Origin of the sequence: Pseudoalteromonas sp. Z1A6 (genome assembly GCF_011378745.1) — a bacterium.
Lineage (GTDB): Bacteria > Pseudomonadota > Gammaproteobacteria > Enterobacterales > Alteromonadaceae > Pseudoalteromonas > Pseudoalteromonas arctica.
On the sequence record NZ_WTKW01000222.1, the window covers coordinates 1 to 7,176 of the forward strand.

Annotated in this window: 8 protein-coding genes; all 8 read left to right on the top strand. The window is 39.4% G+C overall.

Annotated elements, in window-relative coordinates:
- Positions 1-4: 4 nt before the first annotated feature.
- The 8 genes from GQR46_RS13715 (at position 5) to GQR46_RS13750 (ending at position 7,101) form a co-directional block, all read left to right on the top strand.
- Positions 5-1,087 (top strand): GGDEF domain-containing protein, encoded by a 1,083-nt coding sequence (locus GQR46_RS13715; protein ID WP_165741239.1) that lies wholly within the window; start codon positions 5-7, stop codon positions 1,085-1,087.
- 13 nt (positions 1,088-1,100) lie between these two features.
- Positions 1,101-1,715, top strand: a complete 615-nt coding sequence (locus GQR46_RS13720; protein WP_165741236.1) for a DsbA family protein — start codon at positions 1,101-1,103, stop codon at positions 1,713-1,715.
- Positions 1,716-1,956: 241 nt separating this feature from the next.
- Positions 1,957-2,709: a DUF3450 domain-containing protein gene (locus GQR46_RS13725; protein ID WP_024593979.1), complete on the top strand. Its 753-nt coding sequence runs from the start codon at positions 1,957-1,959 to the stop codon at positions 2,707-2,709.
- Between the two features lie 10 nt (positions 2,710-2,719).
- Positions 2,720-4,087: a MotA/TolQ/ExbB proton channel family protein gene (locus GQR46_RS13730; protein ID WP_165741237.1), complete on the top strand. Its 1,368-nt coding sequence runs from the start codon at positions 2,720-2,722 to the stop codon at positions 4,085-4,087.
- A 3-nt stretch (positions 4,088-4,090) separates the two neighbouring features.
- Positions 4,091-4,618 carry a MotA/TolQ/ExbB proton channel family protein gene (locus GQR46_RS13735; protein ID WP_024593980.1) on the top strand — a complete coding sequence of 176 codons (528 nt, stop codon included), beginning with the start codon at positions 4,091-4,093 and terminating at the stop codon, positions 4,616-4,618.
- 53 nt (positions 4,619-4,671) lie between these two features.
- Positions 4,672-5,085, top strand: coding sequence for a biopolymer transporter ExbD (locus tag GQR46_RS13740; RefSeq protein ID WP_004334764.1), 414 nt, complete (start codon positions 4,672-4,674; stop codon positions 5,083-5,085).
- Between the two features lie 12 nt (positions 5,086-5,097).
- The gene (locus tag GQR46_RS13745; RefSeq protein ID WP_197139463.1) at positions 5,098-5,703 is read left to right on the top strand and encodes an energy transducer TonB; all 606 of its coding nucleotides are present in this window, start codon (positions 5,098-5,100) and stop codon (positions 5,701-5,703) included.
- A gap of 69 nt (positions 5,704-5,772) precedes the next feature.
- The gene (locus tag GQR46_RS13750) at positions 5,773-7,101 is read left to right on the top strand and encodes a tetratricopeptide repeat protein (RefSeq protein ID WP_165741240.1); all 1,329 of its coding nucleotides are present in this window, start codon (positions 5,773-5,775) and stop codon (positions 7,099-7,101) included.
- Positions 7,102-7,176: the final 75 nt, after the last annotated feature.

Below are 7,176 nucleotides of genomic sequence, written 5' to 3' on the forward strand. Positions count from 1 at the left end.
ATTAATGACTAAAAAAAATGTAAATAAACCAAACTGGCTCAGTCTAATAAATATCGACAGTGTTTATAGCTCAGACATGCAACGCAAAGCGTTTTCTTTATTTACCATGATTGGGATATCAATTGTGGTGATTGCTGTATTAGTGTTTTTGAATTATAAGATTTACTCACCGATACTCACTGCTTCATTAATTATCGTTAACATTACAAATATAAGCTGTTCTATCTACTTTATAAGAACGGGTAATCTTCAAGTAGTGGCATTAATAAGTATGAGCATTGTGTGCATGATGTTTGTTGCACTTGTTTATACCGGTGGTAAAGATAACACCGCGCTATATTGGCTTATGTTTTATCCTGTAGTGACGTTTGCATCTTTAGGGGTCAGATTAGGTGCTTGGTTAGGTTTTACTTTACTGTTTTCTTGTATTGTTATTTTATACGGCCCTGATCTTGGTCAAGTTAGCTATGGCGACGTAGAAAAAACACGATTTATAGCGTCCTTTTCTATGGTGTTTTTATTCTCATTTATTGGTGAGTATTTTAGGTATAAAAGCCACATGGCTATTGCCGATATTACGCTAGAGCAAAAACAAGATGCTTATACCGACCCCCTTACTGGTATAGCAAACAGACGTTTTATTACCTCTCATTTTTTAAAGCTTGCCCAAGCACGCCCAGAGCAGTACTTACCTTTTTCAATTTTGTTAATTGATTTAGATAACTTCAAATCTTTAAATGATACGCATGGTCACGATTTTGGTGATACGGTATTGATTGAATTTACCAAGCTCCTTGAATCTCAGTTTTTGGCAACTGCGTTAAAGGCCCGTTATGGCGGTGAGGAGTTTGTTGTTATTTTACCGCAGGTTACTGTTGCTACAGCCACTGTAATAGCAAACAAATTTCGAGAGGCTGTTGCAGGGCACGTTATATTTACTGATGACAAGCAGCGTATTTCAATCACCTGTAGCATTGGTATTTCCCAAGTAAATAAAGTAACTGATTATGATGATTCGTTAAAACAAGCTGATGAAGCTCTTTATAGTGCAAAGGCTGCTGGTCGTAATAGTGTCGTCTCGAACTAGTTGAAGGATTAATATGTCTCAAAGTAAATTAATATATGTTCATGACCCAATGTGTAGTTGGTGTTGGGGTTACTCACCAACCTGGCTTAAGCTAAAATCAGAGCTTGCTGGTAAAGTGGCAATAGAATATAGAGTAGGTGGCCTAGCACCCGATAGCCAAGACCCAATGCCACAAAATATGAAAGAGATGCTTGAGGGGACTTGGCATAAAATTTCAGCGCAGCTAGGCACTCAATTTAATTATGATTTTTGGCGCAATTGCCAGCCAAGGCGTTCAACGTATCCCGCATGTAGAGCCGCACTTATAGCGCGTAAAGCGGATAAAGAAGCTCAAATGGTGGCTGCAATTCAAAATGCTTATTACCTAAATGCGCAAAACCCGTCAGATGAAAGTACATTAATTAGTTTGGCTGAAAAGATTGGCTTAGATAAAAATGAGTTTACCGTGCAGCTAACGTCAAGCGAGCTTAATGATGAATTTAAAGCTGAGTTATCCTTTGTTCGTACACTACCAATCCAAGGTTTTCCCTCACTAGTGCTTATTAAAGGTAATAAAGCATACCCAATTGAAATAAATTACACCGATTGGCATTATTCCCTTAATCAAATTAATTCAATTTTAAAATAATCCAGCCTGTTTATAGGGCATTTGGCTAACAAATGCTCTTATCATCTTAAAAACCCCCTCGTAAGTCTTAATTATTACCACTGTCATAAAATCGACTTTTTTGCGCAACATCCTTGTCATGTTTCATCTATAAACTCCTGCTCATTGAAATTATTAAGTCATAAATTATTTATATAACAAAGTTTATGACCTAAAAAAACAAACTAGCAAATCCGCTAACTAACGAGTAAAGGTGTATGCGATGAAAGGCGTTAAACCATTAATCTTAGCTGGTATTGTGGCCGCAAGTGCAGCAGTACACGCAAACGATTTAGATAAGGTTATTGATAAAAGCAGTGAAATTAATAAATCAGCTGCGCAATCACAAACAAAAATAGACAAGATTGCAGATTCAATGCAAGGACGTTTACAGCAATTTAAAACCCTCAATAAAGAAATTGATGGTTTAGCTGTTTACAACGCTCAGCTAACTAAACAGTTAAATAATCAAGTAGAAGAGATGGAATCTTTAAACCTGTCTATGGATCAGGTTTCTATTATTGAACGTCAAATTACGCCGCTAATGCTTAGAATGATTGAAGGCCTTGAGCAGTTTGTATCTTTAGATATTCCATTTTTAGCTGATGAGCGCACTAAGCGTGTTACATCTTTAAATGAAATGATGAATCGTGCAGATATCAATTCAAGTGAAAAATTTCGCCGTGTACTCGAAGCCTATCAAGTAGAAGTAGACTACGGGCGCACTATTGAAGCCTATACCGCACTTTTAAACGTGGATGACAAAGAGCGTGAAGTCGATTTTTTACGCATTGGCCGTTTAGAGCTTATTTACTTAACACGCGATGGTAAAAAAGCAGGTAGTTGGAATGCAGAGACAAAATCATTTGAAGCATTACCAGACTCTACAATAAGCCAAATTAATAAAGGCTTACGTATTGCGCGTAAGCAACTTGCCCCAGATATGTTAACTCTGCCAGTACATGCAGCAGAATAAGAGGTTAAAAATGAAATTGTTTACTCAAATGACAAAAATAGCTCTTTTTGCTGCAAGCCTAAGCATTACTGGTGCAAGTATAGCGGCAGAGCCAATGAACCTAGATTCATTACTTAAAACGCTCGAAAATGGTCAATCAGCTCAAAGCGAGCAAAATAAGCAGCGCGAACAAGAGTTTACTGCTCGTCAAAACGAGCAAGTACAAACGCTTAAAAATACCCAAACAAAGCGTAATCAAATGCTGGTGGAATCTGAGCGCTTAGAAACGCAGTTTGAAGAAAACGAAGTTAAACTTGCTAACTTAACAGACACGCTTTCTAAACGAATGGGTTCCCTTAAAGAATTGTTTGGCGTGTTACAGCAAGTAGCAGGTGATTCTAGTAATAAGTTTGCGACATCAATTATATCTTCCCAGATTGCTGGGCGTAGTACGTTTATGGATGACCTTGCTCAAAAAATGGGTTCAACTTCAAAACTTGCTTCAATAGAAGATATTGAAAAAGTATGGTTTGAACTACAGCGCGAAATGACCGAGCAAGGCAAAGTAAGTCGTTTTAACGCAAGTGTCATTGTTGAAGGCGGTACTAAAGCACAGCAAGAAGTTGTGCGAGTGGGTGCATTTAACCTTATATCAAACGGTAAGTACTTAGAGTTTAATTCCTCGACTAATTCATTGAGTGAATTAACTCGCCAACCCGTATCGCGCTTTACCGCAACGGCAGACGATCTTCAAAGTACTAAAAGCGGTGTGGTGCAATTCGCACTTGACCCAACAGGCGGCTCTATTCTTGGTTTATTAGTACAAGCACCCGATACCCAAGAGCGTGTTCATCAAGGTGGCACTGTTGGTTATGTGATTTTAGGTGTGGGTGTTATTGCACTACTTATATCACTAGAGCGTTTTTTCTCATTATTGATTATGGGCGGTAAAATTCGCCGTCAACTTAAAGATACTGTTGCACGTGATGACAATCCGCTTGGACGTGTAATGAAAGTAAAAGATCAATTTCCGAGTGTTTCACACGACACACTTGAGCTTAAATTAAGTGAAGCTATTTTACGTGAAATGCCAAAAGTGACACGTAACCTAACACTTATCAAAATTATCTCTGTTGTTGCACCGCTGTTAGGTTTATTAGGTACGGTAACAGGCATGATCAATACATTTCAAGCAATCACCTTGTTTGGTACTGGGGATCCTAAGCTTATGGCGGGTGGTATTTCTCAAGCACTCGTAACAACGGTACTTGGCTTAGTTGTGGCAATTCCGACGGTATTTTTATACACCTTACTTAATACGCGCGCTAAAAATATCTTGCTAACTATTCAAGAGCAGAGCGCCGGTATTATCGCAGAGCGTAGCGAGAAGGGAGCATAAACCATGGTGCTATTGATTGACTCAATCAATGCTATCCGTGATTTTCTCGACACTGGTGGCCAGGTTCTCTTGGTCATCGGGGTGTTAATCTTCGCGATGTGGTTATTGATACTCGAGCGATTTATTTACTTTTTCAACGGTTTTCGAAGCTATAAACAGGGTGTGAAAACCGATTGGATTAACCGTGCAGAACGTAATAGTTGGAACGCAGAGCAAATACGCGAAGCGATGATATCGCGAGCAGGTATGCGCTTAAACACCAATCTTTCTTTGATTAATGTGATGGTTGCCTTGTGCCCACTACTTGGTTTGTTAGGCACTGTAACGGGCATGATAGAAGTGTTTGATGTAATGGCAATTACCGGCACAGGGAGTGCCCGTTCAATGGCATCAGGGGTATCTAAAGCAACTATCCCGACAATGGCAGGCATGGTAGGTGCGTTATCTGGGGTATTTGCCTCAACGTATTTACAACGAAAAGCTAAGCGCGAAGTAGAACTACTACAAGACAGCATGGTTTTAGACCATTAAGCAAAATTTTGATAAGCGGCTTCTATAAAGTCGCTCATTCTAGGAGAATAAAAATGAGAGCCCCGTTAGGAAACCTATTTCAAGAAGATGAAGCTGAAGAAATAAACATGACCCCAATGCTAGACGTTGTATTTATCATGCTTATTTTCTTTATTGTAACTGCCTCTTTTGTTAAAGAAGCCGGTATTGATGTTAACCGCCCAGAAGCCGCAACTGCTGTGAAAAAAGAGCGTGCAAATATCCTCGTCGCGATTTCAGATACAGGTGAAATTTGGATTAATAAACGTCAAATTGATGTACGCGCAGTACAAGCCAATATCGAGCGTTTAAAAGCAGAAAATCCACAAGGTAGCGTTGTGATTCAAGCGGATAAAAAAGCCACTACCGAAATGTTAATAAAGGTGATGGATGCCTCGCGCGCGGCGGGCGCATTTGATGTATCAATTGCCGCACAAGATGCGTCTTAAGGGCTAGTTATGTTGCGATATTTAGTTGCATTAGTGATAGCCGGTGTAGTGACCTTTATGTTGTTTTTAGGCATGCAGGCACTGATCACTGGCGGTGAAGGCGCTATGACGGATCCGGTAAAGGGTAACGTACTTGATTTTGTTCGCTTGAAAAAAGAAGAAACCGTACAAAAAAAAGAGCGTAAGCCACAAAAGCCACCAACACCAAAAGAGCCGCCACCACCAATGGAATCACCGCAAATGCAAAATAGTGATGCTACAGCTAATGCTAACAACTTTGACTTTGGTGCAAACGTTGATGCGGATGTAAATTTAGCCGGCGGGTTAGCACTTGAAACAAGTGATGGTGAGTATTTACCCATTGTTAAAGTGGCGCCTGTTTATCCTCGTCGCGCATTATCGCGAGGTATCGAAGGCTACGTTATTGTTGAATTTATAGTAACTAAACAAGGCACTGTACGCGACCCACAAGTAATAAAAGCAGAGCCTGAGTCACTCTTTGATAGAGCCGCGATGGATGCAGCCCTTAAATTTAAATATAAACCCCGCGTAGTAAACGGTGAAGCCGTTGAAGTGGCGGGTGTTCAGAACAAAATATCTTTCCAAATCAGCGGTTAATTTAGTAATTAACCACGAGTATACGGACAGTAATGCGAGGCGATTATGAAACTATTTATTAAATCTGTTATGAAATTAAGCCCTACAGCTAAATTTTTAAAATTAACACTATTTTGTACCGCTGCGATCAGTACAAGTATTGTTACACCAAGTGCTCTAAGCCTGATACCAGGGCTAAATGTAGCTACGGCATATGCAGAACAAGAGCAAAAAACAAAACGTGTACCAGCGCTTCGCGAAAAGGTCTACAGCCAACTCGCACGTGCACAAAAACTCGCTGATGATGGCGATGTTAAAACAGGCCTTGAAGCGCTTGATAGCATTCAAGAGCGAGCTTCAAGCATGAACTCGTACGAAATTGCGATGATGCATAATTTTTATGGGTTTATTTATTACAACGAAAACGATTTACCAAAAGCGATAGCTTCGTTTGAAAAGGTCGTAGCAGAGGAAGCCATTCCTGAGTCGCTTCGTTTAAGTACTACCTTTAGTTTAGCGCAACTAGCTATGGCTAATAGTGATTACACTAAAGTTATCGCATTTTTAGATGACTGGGACACTATTAACACTAAGCCTAAAACAGAAGCTTATTATTTGTTAAGAGCCCAAACTTATTATCAGTTAAAAGATTATGAGAAAGGGCTTGAGTATATATCTCAGGTTATTGCACTGAGCGATAATGAAGGTAAAGCGCCTAAAGAGAATTGGTTAGTGCTACAACGTGCCATGTACTACTCACTTAATCAAACAGGTAAAGTAGTTGCTGTACTTGAGCGCTTAGTAAAACTTTATAACAAGCCTGAGTATTGGGTGCAGTTATCGGGTATGTATGGTGAAACAGGGAAAGAAAAACAACAACTTGCCGTAATAGAAGCCGCTTATCAGCAAGGGTATTTAACCTCAAAGTCTGATTTACGCCAATTAGCACAAGTGTATTTATATAACGGCTTAGCATTTAAAGCCGCAGACGTTATGAGCGATGCGATTGAAAAAGGGATTGCAGAGCAAAACGCTAAAAACTATGCCTTTGTAGCTGAGGCGATGATCCAAGCAAAAGAAGACGAAAAATCAATAAAATACTTTGTAAAAGCAGCTGATTTATCACCCAGTGGTAAGTATGACCAACGCTTAGCTGAAGTATATGTTAACACTGAGCAATACGAGGAAGCGGCCGATGCAGCGCGTAAAGCACTTAATAAAGGCTCACTTGATTTTGAATCAAATGCATTTGTAGCCTTGGGTATGGCTCAGTACAACTTACAAAATTTTGATGCATCTATTTTAGCGTTCGAACAAGCCGAAAAACATAAAAAATCACAGCGTTTAGCACAACAATGGATTAAATATGTAAAGCGCGAGAAAGTGCATGCAGAAACATTAAGAACGGCACTGCTTTAAGCTTTAGTAATTACTTTTAAATATAATTTCATAATCGCAAATCCAAACCACACTATTTTTAGTGTGGTTTTTTAT

Coding starts and splice junctions, on each gene's coding strand:
- GQR46_RS13735 (WP_024593980.1), top strand. CDS start 4,091: ATGGTGCTATTGATTGACTCAATCAATGCTATCCGTGATTTTCTCGAC.
- GQR46_RS13725 (WP_024593979.1), top strand. CDS start 1,957: ATGAAAGGCGTTAAACCATTAATCTTAGCTGGTATTGTGGCCGCAAGT.
- GQR46_RS13730 (WP_165741237.1), top strand. CDS start 2,720: ATGAAATTGTTTACTCAAATGACAAAAATAGCTCTTTTTGCTGCAAGC.
- GQR46_RS13720 (WP_165741236.1), top strand. CDS start 1,101: ATGTCTCAAAGTAAATTAATATATGTTCATGACCCAATGTGTAGTTGG.
- GQR46_RS13715 (WP_165741239.1), top strand. CDS start 5: ATGACTAAAAAAAATGTAAATAAACCAAACTGGCTCAGTCTAATAAAT.
- GQR46_RS13740 (WP_004334764.1), top strand. CDS start 4,672: ATGAGAGCCCCGTTAGGAAACCTATTTCAAGAAGATGAAGCTGAAGAA.
- GQR46_RS13750 (WP_165741240.1), top strand. CDS start 5,773: ATGAAATTAAGCCCTACAGCTAAATTTTTAAAATTAACACTATTTTGT.